This window comes from Streptomyces sp. NPDC005374 (genome assembly GCF_042872225.1).
In the GTDB taxonomy this organism is placed as follows: domain Bacteria; phylum Actinomycetota; class Actinomycetes; order Streptomycetales; family Streptomycetaceae; genus Streptomyces.
Genome location: NZ_JBIAKA010000004.1, coordinates 284,840 through 303,495, shown reverse-complemented (window position 1 = coordinate 303,495; position 18,656 = coordinate 284,840). Strand labels below are relative to the sequence as shown.

At 71.0% G+C, this 18,656-nt stretch carries 18 protein-coding genes and 1 pseudogene; 5 read left to right on the top strand and 14 right to left on the bottom strand.

Annotated elements, in window-relative coordinates:
• Positions 1 to 41: 41 nt before the first annotated feature.
• Complete coding sequence (locus tag ACFYRX_RS12585) at positions 42 to 482, bottom strand: GNAT family N-acetyltransferase (RefSeq protein WP_389098709.1); 441 nt, start codon at positions 480 to 482, stop codon at positions 42 to 44.
• An 18-nt stretch (positions 483 to 500) separates the two neighbouring features.
• Complete coding sequence (locus tag ACFYRX_RS12580) at positions 501 to 1,964, bottom strand: PLP-dependent aminotransferase family protein (RefSeq protein ID WP_389098707.1); 1,464 nt, start codon at positions 1,962 to 1,964, stop codon at positions 501 to 503.
• Between ACFYRX_RS12580 and ACFYRX_RS12575 the strand changes: the two genes are divergently transcribed.
• Both ACFYRX_RS12575 and ACFYRX_RS12570 read left to right on the top strand, forming a co-directional pair.
• Positions 1,963 to 2,874: a DMT family transporter gene (locus ACFYRX_RS12575; protein ID WP_389098705.1), complete on the top strand. Its 912-nt coding sequence runs from the start codon at positions 1,963 to 1,965 to the stop codon at positions 2,872 to 2,874. The genes ACFYRX_RS12580 and ACFYRX_RS12575 overlap by 2 nt on opposite strands.
• A 92-nt stretch (positions 2,875 to 2,966) precedes the next feature.
• A complete protein-coding gene (locus ACFYRX_RS12570) occupies positions 2,967 to 3,167 on the top strand; it encodes a DUF1918 domain-containing protein (RefSeq protein WP_389098703.1) in 201 nt (66 codons plus the stop codon).
• A 154-nt stretch (positions 3,168 to 3,321) separates the two neighbouring features.
• Here ACFYRX_RS12570 and ACFYRX_RS12565 read toward each other — a convergent pair whose 3' ends face one another.
• Positions 3,322 to 4,548 (bottom strand): glycoside hydrolase family 10 protein, encoded by a 1,227-nt coding sequence (locus ACFYRX_RS12565; protein WP_389098702.1) that lies wholly within the window; start codon positions 4,546 to 4,548, stop codon positions 3,322 to 3,324.
• Between the two features lie 182 nt (positions 4,549 to 4,730).
• Between ACFYRX_RS12565 and ACFYRX_RS12560 the strand changes: the two genes are divergently transcribed.
• Positions 4,731 to 5,606, top strand: a complete 876-nt coding sequence (locus ACFYRX_RS12560; protein ID WP_389098700.1) for a 3-hydroxybutyryl-CoA dehydrogenase — start codon at positions 4,731 to 4,733, stop codon at positions 5,604 to 5,606.
• A gap of 225 nt (positions 5,607 to 5,831) precedes the next feature.
• Positions 5,832 to 6,089 carry a hypothetical protein gene (locus tag ACFYRX_RS12555; RefSeq protein ID WP_389098698.1) on the top strand — a complete coding sequence of 86 codons (258 nt, stop codon included), beginning with the start codon at positions 5,832 to 5,834 and terminating at the stop codon, positions 6,087 to 6,089.
• Between the two features lie 25 nt (positions 6,090 to 6,114).
• On the opposite strand, the gene ACFYRX_RS12550 is transcribed toward ACFYRX_RS12555, so the two are convergent.
• The 10 genes and pseudogenes from ACFYRX_RS12550 to infC all read right to left on the bottom strand — a co-directional run bounded on the left by ACFYRX_RS12550 (position 6,115) and on the right by infC (position 17,073).
• Entirely contained in the window at positions 6,115 to 6,660 is a 546-nt protein-coding gene (locus ACFYRX_RS12550; RefSeq protein ID WP_389098696.1) for an NUDIX hydrolase, read from the bottom strand.
• Positions 6,661 to 6,733: 73 nt separating this feature from the next.
• A complete protein-coding gene (locus tag ACFYRX_RS12545; RefSeq protein ID WP_389098694.1) occupies positions 6,734 to 8,074 on the bottom strand; it encodes a transcriptional regulator in 1,341 nt (446 codons plus the stop codon).
• A gap of 200 nt (positions 8,075 to 8,274) precedes the next feature.
• On the bottom strand, positions 8,275 to 9,345 hold the full coding sequence (locus ACFYRX_RS12540) for a PP2C family protein-serine/threonine phosphatase (protein ID WP_389098692.1): 1,071 nt from the start codon (positions 9,343 to 9,345) through the stop codon (positions 8,275 to 8,277).
• A 238-nt stretch (positions 9,346 to 9,583) separates the two neighbouring features.
• On the bottom strand, positions 9,584 to 12,082 hold the full coding sequence (gene pheT / locus ACFYRX_RS12535) for a phenylalanine--tRNA ligase subunit beta (RefSeq protein ID WP_389098690.1): 2,499 nt from the start codon (positions 12,080 to 12,082) through the stop codon (positions 9,584 to 9,586).
• Entirely contained in the window at positions 12,082 to 13,203 is a 1,122-nt protein-coding gene (pheS, locus tag ACFYRX_RS12530; protein ID WP_389098688.1) for a phenylalanine--tRNA ligase subunit alpha, read from the bottom strand. Before pheS ends, pheT begins: the two co-directional genes overlap by 1 nt.
• A gap of 189 nt (positions 13,204 to 13,392) precedes the next feature.
• Positions 13,393 to 14,511, bottom strand: coding sequence for an ATP-binding protein (locus ACFYRX_RS12525; RefSeq protein ID WP_389098686.1), 1,119 nt, complete (start codon positions 14,509 to 14,511; stop codon positions 13,393 to 13,395).
• Between the two features lie 49 nt (positions 14,512 to 14,560).
• Positions 14,561 to 15,406: a TrmH family RNA methyltransferase gene (locus ACFYRX_RS12520; protein WP_389098684.1), complete on the bottom strand. Its 846-nt coding sequence runs from the start codon at positions 15,404 to 15,406 to the stop codon at positions 14,561 to 14,563.
• Between the two features lie 154 nt (positions 15,407 to 15,560).
• Positions 15,561 to 15,944 (bottom strand): 50S ribosomal protein L20, encoded by a 384-nt coding sequence (gene rplT, locus ACFYRX_RS12515; RefSeq protein WP_389098683.1) that lies wholly within the window; start codon positions 15,942 to 15,944, stop codon positions 15,561 to 15,563.
• Between the two features lie 101 nt (positions 15,945 to 16,045).
• Positions 16,046 to 16,240: a 50S ribosomal protein L35 gene (gene rpmI, locus ACFYRX_RS12510; RefSeq protein WP_006607578.1), complete on the bottom strand. Its 195-nt coding sequence runs from the start codon at positions 16,238 to 16,240 to the stop codon at positions 16,046 to 16,048.
• Positions 16,241 to 16,349: 109 nt separating this feature from the next.
• Positions 16,350 to 17,073: pseudogene (gene infC / locus ACFYRX_RS12505) on the bottom strand (translation initiation factor IF-3).
• A 337-nt stretch (positions 17,074 to 17,410) separates the two neighbouring features.
• Between infC and ACFYRX_RS12500 the strand changes: the two are divergent.
• Positions 17,411 to 17,776: a DUF1844 domain-containing protein gene (locus tag ACFYRX_RS12500; protein WP_389098682.1), complete on the top strand. Its 366-nt coding sequence runs from the start codon at positions 17,411 to 17,413 to the stop codon at positions 17,774 to 17,776.
• Between the two features lies 1 nt (position 17,777).
• Here ACFYRX_RS12500 and ACFYRX_RS12495 read toward each other — a convergent pair whose 3' ends face one another.
• The gene (locus ACFYRX_RS12495) at positions 17,778 to 18,509 is read right to left on the bottom strand and encodes an SseB family protein (protein WP_389098680.1); all 732 of its coding nucleotides are present in this window, start codon (positions 18,507 to 18,509) and stop codon (positions 17,778 to 17,780) included.
• Positions 18,510 to 18,656 lie beyond the last annotated feature (147 nt).

The window sequence follows — 18,656 nt, the reverse complement described above, 5'->3', positions numbered from 1 at the left end:
CAAGAGGCGTTACCGGGGAGTTACCCGGGGTGCGTCCGGCATCACTGGTCGAACAGGAGCGCCATCCACTGATCCGGCTTGGCCAGTGGCGCGAACCCCAGCTTCTCGTACACGCCGTGGGCGTCGTGGGTGGCGAGCAGGACGCGCCTGAGGTCGTAGGGGCGCAGGTGCTCGCGTACGGCCCCGACCAGCGCCGTGCCGATCCCCTTGCCGCGCGCGGAACGGTCCACGTACACGTCGCACAGCCATGCGAAGCTCGCCAGGTCGGTGATCACTCGGGCATAGGCCACCTGATCCCCCGAATCCACCTCGTACACCCCGAAGTTGAGCGATCCGGCGATCGCCCGGTCCTGCTTCTCCCGTGACCGCCCGAGCGCCCAGTACGCGTCGGTGGACAGCCAGTGGTGCACCCGCCCGGCGTCGACGCGGCCGGGGTCGGTGGAGATCTCGTAGCCCTCGGCGAGGGGCGGGGTGTCGTTCATGGGCGCGACCTTCCCAGGTCAGGGGGATCGCAGTCGAGCGGTTTTCGCCGGGAGCACCTCGTGGCAGGCCGCCCGCAGCCGCCGTACCCCTTCGGCGATCTCCCCCGGCCCCGCGACCGCCGCGAAGCTCAGGCGCACATGTCCCGCCGGGGGTTCCGCGCTGAAGTACGGGCGGCCGGGGGCGATCGCCACGCCCGCGCGCAGGGCGGCCGCCGTGAGGGCCGGTTCGTGTCCGGGCTCCGGCAGGCGCAGCCACAGGTGGTAGCCGCCGGCCGGGATGTGCGGGAGGTCGAGTTCGGGGAGGTCGAGACGCAGGGCGGTGGTCATCGCGTCGCGGCGGGCCCTCAACTCCGACGAGATCGACCGCAGATGGCGGGGCCAGGCCGGTGAGCCGACGAGTTCGAGGGCCGCCTCCTGGAGGGGGCGGGGGACGAAGAAGGTGTCGACGATCTGGATGGCCCGCAGGCGTTCCAGGACCGGGCCGCGCGCGGCCAGGGCGCTCACCCGGAAGCTGGGCGAGGTCGCCTTGGTCAGCGAGCCGACGTGGACCACGACTCCGTCGGGATCGTCGGCCGCCAGCGGACGCGGCAGCGGGCCGGCGTCCTCGTGCACGAGCCGTCGTACGAAGTCGTCCTCGACGACGAACGCGCCGGCCTCGCGGGCGATCCGCAGCACCTCGCCCCGGCGCTCGGGGGCCAGCACCGCACCGGTCGGGTTCTGGAACAGCGGCTGGCAGACGAACACCCGGGCGCCGGTGGCCCGGAACGCGTCGGCGAGCAGGTCCGGTTTCACGCCGTCGGCGTCCACCGGGACGGGGACCGGCCGCAGGCCCGCCGCACGGGCGATCGCCAGCATGCCCGGGTAGGTGGGCGACTCGACGAGCACGGGTGCGCCGGGCGGGGCCAGCGCGCGCAACGCCGTCGTGAGCGCCGACTGACCGCCCGAGCTGATCAGCACCTCCGCCGCCGTGACCGCGCCGCCGATGTTCCGCGCGAACCATTCCCGCAGTTCCGGCAGGCCCTCCATGGGCGGCCGTCCCCAGGCTCCGGGTCGACGGCCGGCGCGGGCCAGGGCGGCGGACATCGCGCGCTCCGGCTGGAGGGAGGGGTGCAGATAGCCGCCGTTGAACTCGATCACGCCCGGCTGCGGGGCGGCCAGCGAGACCAGGACGCCGGACGCGTCCACCGAGCGCGGTACGAGGTCGGCGGCGCCGTCCGCGCTCAGCGCGACCTCCTGCCAGGAGGTGTCCCCGGCCGGGGCGGCGGCGGTGCGTGCCGGGGCGCGGAACGCACCGGCGCCGGGCCGGGTGATCACCAGGCCTTCGGCGGCGAGCTGGGCGAGGGCGCGGGACACGGTCACCGGACTGACCCGGAAGCGGTCGACCAGAACGCGGCTCGAGGGGAGCTTCTCTCCAGAAGAGTAGCGGTCGAGCTCTCGCCTGAGCCGTACTGCCAGTTCATCGACGCTGCTACGCTCATGCATGAGAGCAGAGAGTAGCGCTACTGCGCCGACCAGGATAGCGGTCGTCACCCCGATGAGGACCTTCGGCACCCTGCAGGCCGCCCTCGGTGTCGCCGCGTTCTCCCTCACGTTCCCCGCCACGGCATGGGGTCTTGAGGGTTTCGGTCCGTGGTCCCTCGTCGCGGTCCGCAGTGTCCTCGCGGCGCTGATCGCGGGCGGCTGTCTGCTGGCGCTGCGCGTGCCCGTGCCGGGCCGCCGCGACCGGCCCGGGCTCGCGGTCGTCGCCGCCGGAGTCGTCGTCGGCTTCCCGCTGCTGACCACGCTCGCCCTGCGGACGTCGACCACCGCGCACGCCGCGGTCGTGGTCGGTCTGCTCCCCCTGACGACCGCGCTGTTGTCCGCCCTGCGCATGGGCACCCGCCCCTCGCGCACCTTCTGGACGGCGTCCGTCGCGGGCGCGGGCGCGGTGGTCGCCTTCACCGTGCAGCAGAGCGGTGGCGCCCTCACCGGCGCCGACCTGTATCTCTTCGCCGCCCTGCTGGTGTGCGCGGCCGGTTACACCGAGGGCGGCCGGCTGGCCCGGGTCATGCCCGGCTGGCAGGTCATCGCCTGGGCGCTGGTGCTGTGCCTGCCCCTCAGCGTGCCCGCGGCGGCGCTCGCGCTGTCGTACGAGCCCGTGCACCTCACCGCGCACAGCGTCGCCGGGCTCCTGTGGGTGGCGGTGGGCTCGCAGTTCCTCGGGCTGGTCGTCTGGTATCGGGGCATGGCGGTGATCGGCATCCCCAAGGCCAGCCAGTTGCAGCTCGCCCAGCCCCTGCTCACACTGGTGTGGTCGGTGCTGCTGCTCGGCGAGCACCTGACGGTGGCCGCCCCGCTGACGGCCGCGGCGGTGCTGGTGTGCATCGCCGTCACCCAGCGGGCGCGGGGCTGACCGGCGTGCACGCGCCGGTCCCAACCGGCCTCCGCGCCGTAAAATCGGGGCCACGAACCGCTGCTCCCGCACTTGGTGAGGAGGCACCGCTGATGCGCGCAACCGTGGGCGACCAGCTTGTCCAGCACGGCAGGGTGGTCGGACAGCAGGACAAGGTCGGCGAGATCGTCGAAGTGATGGGCCAGGCAGGCGATCCCCCGTACCGCGTCCGCTTCGAGGACGGGCACGAGGGCGTCTGCTCACCCGGCCCCGACACCGAGATCCGGCACCGGTACCCGCAGACCGGCCGGTGACGCAGAGCCTGTGTCACATCCCCGGCCGAGCGCCCGCCGCCCGGCACGCACTCCCCCATAGGGGGACCCCCATCGAGGACACTCCGGCGCCTTGCGATCGCACGCTCCCCCACGACGACGTGCGCTGATCCGGCCGGGGATGTGACTCAGGCTCTCAGCGCGGTGCGGTCGCCGGCTCCTGATAGTGGTCGGCGACCACCCGCGCCATGGCCCCGATCGGGTCGGAGGCGACCTCTCGGGCCGCGAAGAAGACATGCCCGCGCGCCTGCTTGTACCTGCGCGCGAGCGTGAGGTGGCGCGACAGCTCGGCGGGGTCCCGCCAGGGCGCGGGCTGCGCCGGATCCCCCGCCTTGTACAGGGCCTCGCCGAGATACAGCTTCGTCCTGCTGCCCTGTGCCTGCTTGGCCCACCAGGGCACCAGCTCGGCGTAGTCGGCGGCGGCGAAGCCGATGTTCCAGTAGAGCTGCGGCACGATGTAGTCGATCCAGCCCTCACGCACCCACTTGCGGGTGTCCGCGTAGTTGTCGTCGTAGGACTGCACACCCGCGCGCGTGTCCGAGCCGAGCGGGTCGGTGGCGGCGTTGCGCCACACTCCGAAGGGGCTGATGCCGAACCGCGTGCCGGGCCGGATCTGCCTGATGCGGGCCGCGGTCTCCAGGACCAGCTTGTCGATGTTGTGCCGCCGCCAGTCGGCCCGGCTGGTGAAGTCCCCGCCGTACCGGTCGTAGGCGGCATCGTCGTCGAAGGTCTGCCCGGCCACCGGGTACGGGTAGAAGTAGTCGTCGAAGTGGACCGCGTCCACGGGGTACTTGCGCACCGCGTCGAGGATCGCGTTCTCGACGAAGGCGCGGACCGCGGGCAGCCCGGGGTTGTAGTAGAGCTTCCCGCCGTACGTCACCACCCAGTCCGGGTGCTTGCGCGCGGGGTGGGAGGCGACCAGCTTCGTCGGATCCGTGTGGTTGGCGATGCGGTACGGGTTGAACCAGGCGTGCAGTTGCAGGCCCCTGCGGTGCGCCTCGGCGACCGCCGTGCCGAGCGGGTCCCAGCCGGGGTTCTTGCCCTGGGTGCCGGTGAGGTACTGCGACCACGGTTCGTACGGCGAGGGCCACAGGGCGTCGGCGGTGGGCCGTACCTGGAAGATCACCGTGTTCAGGCGGTCCGCCACCGCCCGGTCGAGGTGGGCGATCAGCTCCGCCCGCTGCTGCGCGGCGGTCAGCCCCGCCTTCGACGGCCAGTCCCGGTTGGACACGGTGGCGAGCCACACGCCCCGCATCTCCGCCGCCGCCCGCCTCGGATGCCGCGGCGCCGCCGCCGCTCCCGAGGCCGAGGTCAGGGTCGACAGCGCCGCCAGCGCGAAGGCCCGGCGTGACAGACGTCCCATGTGCACACTCCCCCAACACCATGGATCCGCTCGGTCACGGATCGTCTCCGCGGCCCAGGATGCCCGACGGATGACGGACCCCGGTGATCGATCATCGATACTTGGGAGTAACGTGCACGAACGGAGCAGGAACCGGACACGGCCGACCTGCCACGAGGCGAAGAACCAGCGAAAGGGACGATGTGACGGACTTCCCGGCGGGAGACATCGCGCGCGTCGGAGTGGTGGGCTGCGGCCAGATGGGGGCGGGCATCGCCGAGGTGTGCGCCCGCGCCGGTCTGGACGTCAAGGTCGCCGAGACCACCGGCGAGGCCCTGGAGTTCGGCCGCACCCGGCTGCTCAACTCCCTGACCAAGGCCGCCGAGCGCGGCAAGATCTCGGCGGACGAGCTGGCGGCGACGCAGGCACGCCTCAGCTTCACCACCGACCTCGGCGAGTTCGCGGACCGCGACCTGGTCATCGAGGCCGTCGTCGAGAACGAGCAGGTGAAGACAGAGATCTTCCAGGTGCTGGACCAGGTGGTGACCCGCCCGGACGCGATCCTGGCCTCCAACACCTCCTCCATCCCGCTGGTGCGGCTGGCGGTCGCCACCTCGCGGCCCGACCAGGTCGTCGGCATCCACTTCTTCAACCCGGCCCCGGTGCAGAAGCTCGTCGAGCTGATCCCGGCGCTCACCACCTCCGAGGGCACGCTGGCCCGCGCCCAGGCGTTCGCCGAGAAGCTCCTCGGCAAGCACGCGATCCGCGCCCAGGACCGCTCCGGCTTCGTGGTCAACGCGCTGCTGATCCCGTATCTCCTGTCCGCGATCCGGATGTTCGAGTCGGGCATCGCCAGCCGCGAGGACATCGACAACGGCATGGAACTCGGCTGCGCCCACCCGATGGGCCCCCTGAAGCTGTCCGACCTGATCGGTCTCGACACGGTCGCCTCGGTCGCCTACTCGATGTACGAGGAGTACAAGGAGCCCCTGTACGCCGCTCCCCCGCTGCTCCAGCGCATGGTCGACGCGGGCCGGCTGGGCCGGAAGTCCGGCTCGGGCTTCTACACCTACGGCTGAGTACGCCTCACGGCAGATTGCACAGTGCCCGTTTCAGGGTGCTGATTACACAGTGCGACCACAACGGGCCCGGCGCTTTTCGAGCGCCGGGCCCGTGTCATTCACACACCGTGTGCGCGCCGGGCCCGCATATGCCCCTCGCACACTCTACCCCTGCGCCCACCAGGCGAGTTGACTCTTCACGCGCATGCAGGGGATGTGATGACTACGGAAAGGAGCGGACTCGTGACCGCCGACCCGGAGCATCCCGTGATCCATGGAGAACTCGCAGAGTTACGACGCCGCCTCGATGTCGCGTATGCACGCGTCGAGGGCGGACTGGCTCTGCTCAGCCATCGCACGGAGGAGACGGACAAGGAGATCGACGATCTGAGCGCACGGATCATCGCCCTGGAGCACGCCCGCTGGCCGCTGCCCGCGATCTCGGCGGTCACCGCCGTGGGCGCGCTCGTCGTGGCGATCTGGCAGATTTTGGGGCACTGAGGCTCCGGGACATCCGGGTGGGGGATCAGGGCAAGATGTCCTGACCGAGCCTCAGATGGTGCAACAGGAGTAACGCGGCCGCCATGTTGGCGGCCGGGACCTCCCCACGGGCGACCATGTCGGGAACGAGTTTCAGGGGGACCCACTCCCTGCGGTCGGACTCGAAGTCGTCCACCGGGTGCCCGATGTACTCGCCCTCGTCGGCCCAGTAGATGTGGTGCCGGGCGTCGGTGAGCCCGTTGGAGGGCTCCACACTCATCAGGTGCTGGAGCGGCCCCGGCCGCCAGCCGGTCTCCTCCTCGAGTTCCCTGGCGGCCGCGACGGCGATGTCCTCGCCGTCCTCGACCACACCCGCGGCGAGCTCCCAGCCCCAGCTGTCGGTGATGAAACGGTGGCGCCACAGCAGGAGGACCTCGTTGGCCTCGTTCACCACCGTGGCGACGGCGACGGGCCTCAGCCGTATCAGGAAGTGGTCGAGGTGTCGCCCGTCCGGTAGTTCGACATCGGCGAGATTGACGCTGAACCAGCGGTTTTCATAGACAGTTTGTTCGTTCTGTTTCGTCCACTGCACGGTTCTGCCACCTTCCGTCGAGTAAGTGGCAATATCGCAGCAGGGACTGTGGGGTCGGTGGTCTCGTGCCGGCCTACATCGGTACGCGCAGCGCCCCGTCGATCAGTTCGGCTGCCTCGGCCGTGCCCGCGCAGCCGCTCCGGACCAGGTGCTCGCGTACCGCTCTGAGTCTGTCGCGCAGGCGCTGGGACTCCATTCCCCGCGCCTGTTCCGCCATCTGTACGGCGGTGGCCACCGCCTTGTCGGCGTTGCCCTGGCGCAGTTCGATCGTGCTGAGCATGGCGAGCCGGTGCACCCGGCCGCGGTCGTGGGCCGGGTTGTCGACGGCTGCCGCGGCGTGCGCGGCCGCGGCGGCGAGTTCGCCGAGGCTGAGGAGGGCCTCCGCCACCTGGACGTTGACGAGGCCCGGCTGGACATAGCCGGTCTCGTCGGGCTCGTACCCGCGACGGATGCGTCCGGCGGCCTCCTCGGCCCGCCTGATGCAGGACATGGCGGTCGTGCCGTCGCCGAGGTGGGCGTACGCCTTGGCCTGCATCGCGTAGAGGTCGCAGGCGAGCGCCGGGGTGATGTGCTTGCCCGCGGCACGCAGCGCGGCCTCGGCGAAGGCGACGGCCTGGCGGTACTCGCGCATGTACAGGGACTGGTTGACGAGCAGCGCGATGACGTACGCACCGAGTCCGCGGTCGCCGCTGGCCTTGGCGAGCCTGAGGGCCTGGTGGAAGTACCGCTGGGCGAGGCCGTGCGCGTCGGAGTCGTAGGCGCAGATGCCGGCGACCGCGACGAGTCCGCCGGTGGCGCGGTGCAGTTGGCGGCCTGTCTCGTCGGTGTAGCTGCCGCGCAGCAGCGGGGCGGCCTCGGCGTTGAGGAAGCCGACGATCCGGTTGCGGGTCGCGATGCCGCCGGCCTTGCGGTACATCTGCTCGTAGTGGGTGCGGGCCGAGCGCAGCATCTCGAGGTCGGCCGGGGTGACCCGGTGCCTGCCACCGCGGGAGACGTCGACGTCCTCGGGCGGGTTCTCCCACTCCCACACGGGCATGACGGCGGGCGTACCGGTGACCGCGGGGGCGCCCAGGATGTGCGGGCGCTGCTGTTCGTCGGAGCGCCACAGGGCGGTGGCCCGCTCGACGAAGCCGGACAGGGAGGTGCCGTGCGGGGCGGACGGTTCGCCGGGCACACCGAGGCCGATGTCGTCGAGGGTGACGGGGCGTCGGAGTCGGCTCGCGAGCACCTCGCACATCAGGTCGGGAACCTGGCCGCGAGGCCGCTGGCCCTTCAACCACCGTGCCACGGCGGTGTGTTCGTACCTGAGCGCGAGGCCGCGTGCCCTCCCGGCCTGATTCACATGTGCGGCAAGCCCCGCGTGCGAGATCCCGGCTTCGTCGAGGATCGCGTCGAGCAGAGTATTGGGCTGCATATATGCCCCCCGGGTGGCTCGGTGCGGACAGAGTAGTGCGTTCGGGTTCACACGGGGTGTGAACGGAGTGCTCGAATCCGCAGGGTGTGCGCACTGTTGCGGAGAGTTTCCAACGGGTTGACTGAATTGCCTCGCAAGAGGCCGGCCGGGCCGCCGGCTCCCCCTCGTACAGTGCGGTGGCCTGGCCGTGGGCTGAGCGGCTAGAGGTGCGTGGTCGACTGCGGGTGCATCGTGGCTGGTCGCGCCCGCGCGGCGGAGCCGCTGATGTCACTGTCGCGCGCCCCTGGGGTAGATCGTGGTGGGCGATCGTTCTTCAGTACCAGTAAGGCCACGTCATCCTTCGGGGTACCGCCCGTGTGGATCAGCAGGTCCGTGAAAACCGTGCCCAACGCAGCCTGGGGTGTGGCGTGTGCAGCCTTCTCGAGCGCCGTGGGCAGAGAAAAGAACCGGCCACGCCCGTCCCGCGCGTCCTCGGCGCCGTCCGTGTGCAGGACCAGGGTTTCACCCGGCAGTAGATGGCCGCACGGCAGCCCCGACAAGTCGGCAGGCAGCGGGAACAGGCCGAGCGGTGGCATGGGGTCCGCGCAGGAGAGTGGCTCGACCACTGAGCCACTGAGCAAGTACGGCCACGGGTGACCGCAGTTCAGGGCGCGCAGTTCGCCGTCACCGCCGATCTCCAGCAGCAGTACGGTGACGAACTCCTCGGCCACCGTGCCGTCGCGTTCGGCGCGCTCCCGCAGGTGACGGGCGAGCGCACGGTCCAGTCTGCGCAGCACGCCCCCGAGTTCGGGCTCGTCGTGGACCGCCTCGCGGAAGCTGCCGAGCACGGCGGCGGCCGTACCGATGGCGGCGAGGCCGTGCCCTCGGGCGTCCCCCATGACGACCCGTACCCCGTGTTCCGTGGCGACCGCCTCGTACAGGTCGCCGCCGATGACGGCGCCCCGGTCGGCGGAGAGCTGGGCCGCGGCGACGGTGAGCCCGTCGATGCGCGGGGGCAACGGCCGCAGCAGCACGCTCTGGGCGGCGCCCGCGACCCGGCGGGCCTGCCGGAGTTCGCGCAGCAGGGCGCGCCGGACATGGACGATCAATCCGGTGCCCACCGCGAAGAACACGGCACTGGTGACGACACGCGCGCCCAGCCCGTCCTGCTGCGCGAGCGGACAGGCCAACTTGTACGTGACCGCGACGGCGCCCCACATCGTGGGCAGCCCCGTCGTCAGCACACGCCGCAGTGACCCCGCCCGGGGCACCGCAGCCTTGATGCACATCATGCCGATGGCCCCCAACCAGGCCCCGCAAGCACAATCGGACCGACCTCGAAAGGCCGGTCCGATTCTGTCGAGCGCATGGACCGAATGGGCCAGATCGCCAGGAGAACTCACCCTATCGAGTGAGGTAACCAGATATGGGGGTGTGCGGGCGCAGCCCCACACCCCCCAGGGGCGCGGGGAACTGCGCGACAAGCCACGACGCGCCCGCAGCCGCCGACGCACCCGCGGCCCCAGGCGACTAGGCCCTCAGCACCGCTCCGGTCCGCTCGCCCGCAAGGGCAACCGCCGCATCCCGAGCCGCGGACGCCTCATCGACCGTCAGCGTCCGGTCACCCGCCCGGAACCGCAGCGCGTACGCCAGCGACTTCTTCCCCTCGCCCAGCTGCGCAGCGTTCTCGTACACGTCGAACAGCCGGATTCCCTCGAGAAGTTCACCAGCCCCCTCCCGCAGTGCGGCCTCCACATCGGCGTGCGGGACCTCGCGGGAGACGACCAGGGCGACATCCTGCGTGGCCACCGGGAACGTCGAGATGCTCGGCGCCTGCGGAGTGTCGTCGCCGACCCGCTCCAGCAGGTCGAGGTCCAGCTCCATCGCGCAGGTACGCGCGGGCAGCCCGAACGCCTTCACCACCCGCGGATGCAGCTCACCGGCGTGCCCCACGACGGTGTCACCGACCACGAACTCGGCGCAGCGCCCGGGGTGCCACGGCCCGTACTGGCCGCCCCGCACGACCAGTTCGGCCCCGGCCTCACGCGCGACCAGACGTCCGGCCTCGACGGCGTCGGCCCACCCGGCCGGACGGCCCGCGCCCCACCAGCCGGCCTGCTCGCGCGCGCCCGCGAGCACGGCGGCGACATGGCGCGGCTGCTCCGGCAGCGCGGCGTCCAGCTCGGCGATCTCCTCGTCCGTGGGACGACGGTCGACGGGCAGCACCGTGGCGACACCCTGCTCCTCGCGCGGCAGGAAGACCAGCCCGGTCTCGAACAGCGCCAGATCGTGCGAGCCCCGGCCGTCGTTGCGCCGCAGCGCACCGAGCAGACCCGGCAGCAGTGACGTACGGAGCGCGGGCTCCTCGTCGTTGAGCGGGTTGGTCAGCTTCACGACCCGGCGGGCCGGGTCGTCGGCCGCGAGGGCCAGCTGGTCGAAGACCTGCTCGGAGACGAAGGGGTAGTTCGGCGCCTCGACGTACCCGGCACCGGCCAGCACCCGGCCCGCACGTCGATGCAGCCGCTGACGCCGGGTCAGGCCACGGCCGGCCGGCGGCCTGGGCAGCGTGGAGGGCAGGTTCTCGTAGCCCTCCAGACGGATGACCTCTTCGGCCAGGTCGTTGATCTCCTGGAGGTCGGGACGCCAGGACGGCACGGTGACGATCAGCTCGTCCTGTCCGTACACGTCGCAGCCGACTTCCTGCAGACGCCGTACGACGGTCTCGCGGCCGTACTCGACACCCGCGACCTTGTCGGGGTGGTCCGCCGGGACGCTGATGGTGTGCGGGGCCGACGGGGCGACGACCTCGGTGACACCCGCCTCGGCGGTGCCGCCCGCGAGCAGCACCAGCAGGTCGACCGTGCGCTGGGCTGCAGCGGCGGCGGCCTGCGGGTCGACACCGCGCTCGAAGCGCCGGGACGCCTCGGAGGAGAGCTTGTGGCGGCGGGCCGTACGGGCGATGGAGACCGCGTCGAAGTGGGCGGCCTCGATGACGACGTCGGTGGCGCCCTCACCCTCGGCGTGGTCGGCGATCTCGGTGTTGGCGCCGCCCATGACGCCGGCGAGGCCGATCGGGCCGCGGTCGTCCACGATCACCAGGTCCTCGGCGTGCAGCTTGCGCGTCACGCCGTCGAGGGTCTGGATCTGCTCGCCCTGCGCGGCCCGGCGGACCCGGATGGAGCCCTGGACCAGCGTGCGGTCGTAGGCGTGCAGCGGCTGGCCGAGCTCCGTCATCACGTAGTTGGTGACGTCGACGGCGAGCGAGATCGGGCGCATGCCGACCTTCTGGAGCCGGCGCTGGAGCCAGATCGGCGAGCGGGCCTCGGGGCTCAGACCTGTGACGGTGCGCGCGGTGAAGCGGTCGCAGCCGAACGGGTCGGAGACCTCGACCGGGTAACCGAAGGCGTTCGGACCGGGCACGTCGAGCAGGGCCGGGTCGCTGAGCGGCAGGCCGTAGGCGATGGCGGCCTCGCGGGCCACGCCACGGATGGACAGGCAGTCGCCGCGGTTGGCGGTGACGGCGATGTCCAGGACCTCGTCGACCAGTTCCAGGAGCTCGATGGCGTCCTTGCCGACCTCGGTCTCCGGGGGCAGCACGATGATGCCGTGGCTGCCGTCGTCGCCCATGCCCAGCTCGTCGCCGGAGCAGATCATGCCGTGGGACGTCTTGCCGTACGTCTTGCGCGCGGAGATCGAGAAGCCGCCGGGCAGCGTGGCGCCCGGGAGGACCACGACGACCTTGTCGCCGACGGCGAAGTTGCGGGCGCCGCAGACGATCTCCTGCGGCTCTCCGGTGCCGTTGGCCTGGCCGACGTTCACCGTGCAGAAGCGGATCGGCTTCTTGAAGCCCTCAAGTTCCTCGATGGTCAGCACCTGGCCGACGACCAGGGGGCCCTTGAGGTCGGCGCCGAGGTGCTCGACGGACTCGACCTCGAGACCGGCCGAAATGAGCTTGGCCTGGACGTCACGGCCGGTTTCGGTCGCCGGCAGGTCGACGTACTCCCGCAGCCAAGAAAGCGGGACCCGCATCAGATCTCCATCCCGAACGGCCGGGTGAACCGGACGTCACCCTCGACCATGTCTCGCATGTCCTCGACGTTGTGGCGGAACATCAGCATCCGCTCGATGCCGAACCCGAAGGCGAAGCCGCTGTACTTCTCCGGGTCCACGCCACAGGCGGTGAGCACCTTGGGGTTGACCATCCCGCAGCCGCCGAGCTCGATCCAGCCCTCGGAGGAGCAGGTGCGGCAGGGGCGGTCGGGGTTGCCGACGGACTCGCCGCGGCAGACGTAGCACACCATGTCCATCTCGGCGGACGGCTCGGTGAAGGGGAAGAAGTTCGGGCGCAGCCGGGTCTTCATGCCCTCGCCGAACAGCGCCTGGACCATGTGGTCCAGGGTGCCCTTGAGGTCGGCCATGGTGAGGCCCTCGTCGACGGCCAGCAGCTCGACCTGGCGGAAGACCGGGGTGTGGGTGGCGTCCAGCTCGTCGGTGCGGTAGACGACGCCGGGACAGATCACGTACACCGGCAGCTCGCGGGAGAGCAGCGAGCGGATCTGCACGGGCGAGGTGTGGGTGCGCAGCACGACACCGGACTCGGTGCCGCCCTCGGGGCCCCGCACGAAGAAGGTGTCGGCCTCGCCGCGGGCCGGGTGGTCCGGGCCGATGTTGAGCGCGTCGAAGTTGAACCACTCGGCCTCGACCTGCGGGCCCTCGGCGACCTCGTAGCCCATGGCCACGAAGACGTCCTCGATGCGCTCGGAGAGCGTGGTGAGCGGGTGGCGGGCGCCGGCCGGTACGCGGTCGTACGGCAGTGTGACGTCCACCGCCTCCTCGACCAGCACGCGGGTGTCCCGCTCCGCCTCCAGCTCGCTCTGGCGGGCGGCGAGGCCCTTGCTGACCGCGCCCCGGGCCTGGCCGACGAGCTTGCCGGCGGCTGCCTTGGCGTGCGGGGGCAGGGCGCCGATCTCGCGGTTGGCGAGGGCCAGCGGGGAGGCGCCGCCGGTGTGGGCGACCTTGGCCTCCTGGAGCGCGTCGAGCGAGTCCGCGGCCGCGAAGGCGGCGAGCGCCTCGTCCCGCATGCGCTCGATCTCTTCCGGTTTCAGGGCCTCGACCTCTACAGGGTCGTACGACTTGTTCGGTGCCGACATCTCTTCCCGTGCTTCCGATTGGCTGGCTGAAGGTCCCCGTCACCGACTCGCTCAGAGGTCGGAGGGCCGTCCATGGGACACGAAGGTGCCAAAGGCCGAGTCTAACGGGGGTGGGGCCGCACGCCGGACGCCCGGTCCGAGAGCGGCCCTCAGGTACGCGAATGCGCCCGCGGGCGGCTCGGGCGGATCTCAGGTGAGATAGGCCGGAACGCTCACGGGCAACGTAAATCGGAACTCGGCGCCGCCGCCCGGGGCGCGGCCGACCGTGATGGTGCCGCCGTGGGCTTCGACGATGCCCTTGACGATGTACAGCCCGAGTCCGGTGCCGCCGCGCTTGCTGCCCCGCCAGAAGCGGGTGAAGACGCGGTTCATGGACTCCTCCGGGATGCCGGGGCCCTCGTCGCTCACCGTGACCGACGTTGCGATGTCCTCTCCCTCGCGGGGGGACGCCGTGGGCGTGATGTCAATGGTGACGGTTCCCTCGCCGTGCCGCACGGCATTTTCCAGCAGGTTGCTGAGCACCTGGTCGACCTTGTCGGGATCGGCCCACAGGGCGGGCAGCGGCTGCTCCAGACGCAGCAGGAACCGGTCGGCGGCGAGGCCCGCGGCGACGTAGGCCTGGATGTGGCGTCCGACGGCGGCGCCGATGTCGACGGGCTGGCGCCTGACTTCGAGGCGCCCGGAGTCGATGCGGGAGATGTCCAGCAGTTCCGCGATGAGCCGGGTGACCCGGTCGGCGTCCGCGTCGACGGTCTCCAGCATCAGCCGTTTCTGGTCGTCGGTGAACCTCTCCCATTTAGCTAGGAGGGTCGCGGTGAAGCCCTTGACGGAGGTGAGCGGGGACCGGAGCTCGTGGGCCACGGTGGCGATCAGCTCGGCGTGGCTGCGCTCGGTGCGGCGGCGGGCCTCGGTGTCGCGCAGGCTGACGACGACGCGGTGGACGGGTCCGGTGGGCTCGGTGCGCACGTAGGTGGCGGAGACGAGGACCTCACGGCCGCCGGGCAGCAGCAGATTCCGCTCGGGCTGGCGCCTGCGGATGGCGAGGCCGCCGTACGGATCGGTCAGCTGCCACCAGCGCCGCCCCTCCAGATCCTCTAATGGAAGGGCCTTCTCCAGCCGCTGTCCGAGGGCGTCCTCGGCGGGGAGGGCGGTGATCCGGGCCGCGGCGGCGTTGAAGCAGATCACGCGGCCCTGCTCGTCCGCGACGACGAGGCCGTCGGGCAGCTGGTCGGGATCGATGCCGAGCCCGTCGGGACCACCGGCACAGCTCCCGGACACGCCCAGTGCGCTCCTCGTGCCGACACTCATCCCCGTACCCCACCTCTCAGGCGTCTGAGGGGCCCCCGAGCTGGTCACCTTACTGGTTCTCGATGACGGAGCGGCACCCTCCGGAGGCGCGCTGTGCACGGGCTGACGCATAGAGACATACGGCGGCCGCGGTGGCGAGGTTCAGGCTTTCGGCCTTCCCGTGGATCGGAACGCGCACCACGGCGTCCGCGAGTGCGCGGGTCTCCTCCGGGAGCCCCCAGGCCTCGTTGCCGAAGACCCAGGCGGTCGGGCCGCCCATGGTGCCCCGGTCGAGCTCGTCGTCGAGGTCGTCGGTCCCGGCCCCGTCGGCGGCGAGAATGCGCACCCCGGCGTCCTTCAGCCCCTGGACAGCCTGCTCCACGGGCACCCCGACGGCGACGGGCAGGTGGAACAGGGAGCCCACGGAGGCGCGTACGGCCTTGGGGTTGTAGAGGTCGACGGAGGCGTCGGTCAGGACGACGGCCTCGGCGCCGGCGGCGTCGGCGCACCGCAGCACGGTGCCCGCGTTCCCGGGGTCCCGCACGTGGGCGAGGACGGCGACGAGCTTCGGCCGGGCGGCGAGGATCTCCTCGAAGGGGGTGTCGAGGAACCGGCAGATCCCGACGAGGCCCTGCGGGGTGACGGTGGTCGAGATGTCGGCGATGACGTCCTCGGCGGCGAGGTGGACGCGGGCCCCGGCGTCCCGGGCCTCTCCGACGATGTCCGCGTAGCGTTCGGCCGCCTCCACGGTGGCGAACAGTTCCACCAGACCGTGCCCGGCGGCCTCCCGTACCGCCTGCGGCCCCTCGGCCAGGAACAGCCGCTCCTTCCCCCGGAAGTTCCGCCTGGCGAGCCGCCGGGCGGCGGAGACACGGGGGGAACGGGGGGAGATCAGCTCGGGGGCAACCGGGGGCATCGCGCTCACTTTCAACCAACTTTCCGCCGCAACGGCGATCAACCACGACGGCGGAAGTCGGCGGTGCGCACCCACCCCGCCACTCAACGCAACGGACCCGTAGGCAGAAGCCCACGGGTCCATCAAGTCACGTCGGCCTAGAGCCGGCGCGGCGTCACGCGGCCTTGGGCGCGTTCACGTCCGCCGGGAGGGCCTTCTGAGCGACCTCGACGAGCGCCGCGAAGGCGGGCGCGTCGTTGACGGCCAGCTCGGCCAGGATCTTGCGGTCCACCTCGATGTTGGCGGCGTTCAGACCCTGGATGAGGCGGTTGTACGTCATGCCGTTCTGGCGGGCCGCAGCGTTGATGCGCTGGATCCACAGCCGACGGAAGTCGCCCTTGCGCTTCTTGCGGTCGTTGTAGTTGTAGACCAGCGAGTGGGTGACCTGCTCCTTGGCCTTGCGGTACAGGCGCGAACGCTGACCGCGGTAGCCGGAGGCCGCCTCGAGGATCGCCCGGCGCTTCTTGTGGGCGTTGACTGCCCGCTTGACGCGTGCCACTTGTTAACTCCTTGTAGCGGGGCCGTGGTTGGACTCACACGGCCCGGAAACGATTGGGTCCCGGTCCTGACGTACGGCGCTCGGTCGGAGCGCCGCGTACGTCACTTGCCGAGAAGCTTCTTGATCTTCGCGGCGTCGCCCGGGGCCATCTCGGCGTTGCCGGTGAGGCGACGCGTCACGCGGGACGACTTGTGCTCGAGCAGGTGGCGCTTGCCGGCGCGCTCGCGGAGCACCTTGCCGGAGCCGGTGATCTTGAAGCGCTTGCTGGCACCGCTGTGCGTCTTGTTCTTCGGCATAGCGCCGTTCACTCCTCGTCGGTGGCGTTCCGGTGCCCGGTCGTGAAACCGGGCACGGTGGAACGCGCAGTTGTTTCGGTTATGTCCTGGGGACTCGCGTCCCCGGGGGTCACGCCTCGGCCGGAGCCTCGACGGGCGCCTCGGCCGAAGCCTCGTCGTCCGCGGTGAGCTCGTCGTGCTCGTCAGTGAGCTCGTCGCCCTCGGACTCCGCGGCGTTCTGCGACTTGCCGGGGTTGGCCTTCGCGTCAGCCTTGCGGGCTTCCTGCGCCTGGCGTGCCTCGGCCATCGCCTCGGTCTTCTTCTTGTGCGGGCCGAGAACCATGATCATGTTTCGGCCGTCCTGCTTCGGATTCGACTCGATGAAGCCGAGGTCCTCCACGTCCGACGCGAGACGCTGCAGCAGTCGGTAGCCCAGTTCGGGACGGGACTGCTCGCGACCACGGAACATGATCGTGATCTTGACCTTGTCGCCCTGCTTGAGGAACCGGACGACGTGACCCTTCTTGGTGTCATAGTCGTGCGGGTCGATCTTCGGCCGGAGCTTCATCTCCTTGATGACCGTGTGCGCCTGGTTCTTGCGCGCCTCACGGGCCTTCATGGCCGACTCGTACTTGAACTTCCCGTAGTCCATGAGCTTGCAGACCGGCGGACGCGCGCTCGCGGCAACCTCGACCAGGTCGAGGTCGTACTCCTGCGCGAGTTCCAGGGCCTTGGCAAGCGGAACAATCCCGACCTGCTCGCCGCTCGGACCGACAAGTCGCACCTCGGGAACGCGAATCCGGTCGTTGATACGGGGTTCGGTGCTGATGGATCCTCCTCGGTTAGCACCACACGGCCATCTGGCGGACGGTCGCGCTGTCTGTGTTCGACCGACCTAACCGCGCCGAGGCACAAAAAATGCCCCGGACGATCACAAGACGGGGCTCCAAACACTGCCGGAGCACCGCCACGATGATCGCGGGGCGCGCTTTCGGGCGACTCCATCGTCCGTACGGAACGATGGTGGCCGCCTGACCGGGGTGACCCGCCGTCCCGGGGGACGGTCAGGTGGGAGATCGGAGCCTCCACTTGTGGGCCGGGCATATGAATGTCCGGCCGGTCGTCACACAAGGTTAGCAGCTACCTGGGGGTGGTGCGAACCGCCGTGCACCGGGCCCTATCGTGTGGGACATGAGTGACACCCCTCCCGCGTCCCCTGACTCCCCCGACTTCGACGCCATGACCCGCGACATCGCCGAGGTCCCCGCCGTCGAGGTGATCGTGACGGTCGCCGTCAACCTGATGAGCGCCGCCGCGGTGAAGCTCGGTCTGACGGAGGAGGGCGACAAGTACAAGGACCTCGACGAGGCCCGCAAGCTGATCCACGCCCTCGCCGGTCTGCTGGACGGGAGTGCGACGGAGATCAGCTCCTTCCACGCGGCCCCCCTGCGCGACGGCCTGAAGTCGCTGCAGCTGGCGTTCCGCGAGGCGTCCCTCGTCCCGGACGAGCCGGGCCAGGGCCCGGGCGAGAAGTACACCGGGCCGGTCTACGGCTAGTTCATCCGCGTACGTACAAGGGCTCGCCCGGAGGCGTGGCACCGGCCGGCAGTGCTGCCAGGTCGAGGCCGCGCACCAGGCGGGCCCTCAGCGTCTCGTCGGCGGCGATGCGCCGGGCGACCGCGTGGACGCCCGCGTCGTGCGGCACGGCCGGTTCGAAGACCAGGGCGAGGGTGCCGTCGCCCCGGCCCGGACCGAGATAGGCCCGCAGCACCGCGCGCACGTCGGCGACCACCGCACGCACCGCCTCCACGACCGCCGGGTCGGCGAGCGGGTCCGTGGAGGTACGCCCCTCGGCGAGGGCGAGCAGCGCGGGGCCGGTCAGCTCGAAGGGCACCGGACCGGCCAGATCCAGTACGACCGTGTCGGCCTTCTCGTGCGCGGCGGCCTGCAGCGCCTGGTGCAGGGGTACGGCGACCGGGCGGGCCTCCGGGTCCCAGCGGGCCAGCGAGCCGGTGGAGGTGAAGGCCGGCAGGGCGGTCCTGGATCCGGCCTTGAGGGTCGGTACGGCCATGTCGCTGGTCTTCTCGCGGCGCAGCCCCTTCTCGTCCTCCTCGACCTCACCCAGCACGGCCACCACCGGGACGAGCAGCCGAGCCCCCTTCAGCGCCTCCAGGACGGGGCCCACGGCGGCGCGGTCCTCGGCCCAGGCCGCGAGTGCCGCGCTCAGCCGGGGATCGGCGGAGCCGTCGTCGTCGGAGAAGCCGGGGTCGGGAATGTTCTTGTTCGCCACGGTCACCGACCCTATAGGGGGCTTGCTGCTGGGCTTGTGCGGGCCCGGAAACCCGCCCGTGACGGCTTTCACGGGTTTCTCAGAATTCGCTGACACAGCTCTAACGTCCGTCTAACGGCCCGCACAGTCGGCGGCCCGACCATCGGC